1 protein-coding gene is annotated in these 858 nt (G+C 52.7%); it reads left to right on the plus strand.

Annotated elements, in window-relative coordinates; genetic code table 11:
- Positions 1-67: 67 nt before the first annotated feature.
- Positions 68-858, plus strand: a 791-nt coding sequence (locus tag ACR0MM_RS18585; protein WP_480697867.1) for a DUF302 domain-containing protein, incomplete at its 3' end; no start/stop codon positions are given.

Genomic DNA, 858 nt, shown 5'->3' on the forward strand with positions numbered 1-858 from the left:
CTATTGTTCTATCTTGTGGCCGAATTGGTATTCGGCGTGTTGGCCTTTGTTTCGTTGCGAAGAAATGATGAAATCACTTGAGGTTGTTATGACTTTAGTTCGAACCAAGCGTCGATCGCTCGCTGGAGTATCTCTAATTTTCGCTACCGCAATGATGGCGCACGCGTCATCCGTGCAAGAAGCGGTGGACGAAAATATTTCATTGATTGAGGTCGCCATCGAGGAGGCTGGGTTGGCTTCCATTGCCTCGATTGACCACGCTCGGCTCGCGGCTGCCGAAGGCGTAGAGATGCCGCCCTCGCGTGTTCAGATATTCTCGGACCCTGAAGTCAACACACCCATTCTGAAAGAAAACATACGCGCGGGGCTCGACTTACCATTCCGCGTTCTGTCTTACGCACAGGATGGTACTACTGAAGTCATTCACACAGGTTCGGATTTTCTGGAAGTCCGCCATGGGCTCAGAGACAAGTCCGCACTCGACACATTCTCTCAAAGATTAGGAGAAGTAACGCGAGAGCTCGACGGCGATGCAGCACCAACAGATGGGCTCAGCAGAGACTATGGTGTCATCGAGTTGACCTCCGCTCTAAGTGTTGCCGAGGCGGTTGAAAACCTTACCAAGATCGTAGTGGCGCAAGACGACACTGTCTGGTTCGGTGAAATTGACTTTACGGCAGAAGCTGCAACGCAGGACGCCGAACTGCCCGAAGCGGTTCTTTTGCTATTCGGCGGACCTGGGCCTGGTGGTGTGGCGATGGCCGAGTTCCCGGCAATCGGCCTTGATGCATTTTGCCAAAAGTTGCTGGTTTACGCGGGCGATGACGGTGGCTCAGTCGTGATTTTCAATGATATTGC

This window comes from Ruegeria sp. BC6, from assembly GCF_056539185.1.